The sequence below is a fragment of the Monashia sp. HAY1-2A genome, assembly GCF_056755315.1.
Genome location: NZ_JBNDHY010000457.1, coordinates 1 through 265 on the forward strand (window position 1 = coordinate 1; position 265 = coordinate 265).

At 66.0% G+C, this 265-nt stretch carries 1 protein-coding gene; it reads right to left on the reverse strand.

The genetic code is table 11. The features are described from left to right. Positions 1 to 265: hypothetical protein (locus tag ACPYOM_RS22695; RefSeq protein WP_481347695.1), on the reverse strand; the 265-nt coding region annotated here is incomplete at both ends.

Below are 265 nucleotides of genomic sequence, written 5' to 3' on the forward strand. Positions count from 1 at the left end.
TGACCATGTCTGTCATCGATTCCGGCACCTGCTCCAGGTAGTCGTATTCGCCGTTCAGGAAGCCCAGCATGCGGCCCTGGAATTCTTCCGCGATCTTGATGTCGACCTTGTCCACGCGCGGCAGCTTCTGGCCTTCGAGCGCGCGGGCGATGGCGCGGTCGGCGGGATCGGCGGCCGGGTCCGTCGCCACGCTGGAGTGAAAGACGGACGTCGACGCGGGATTGGCGACGAGGACGATGCGGTCGCTGCGCTTCCAGTCCCCCAG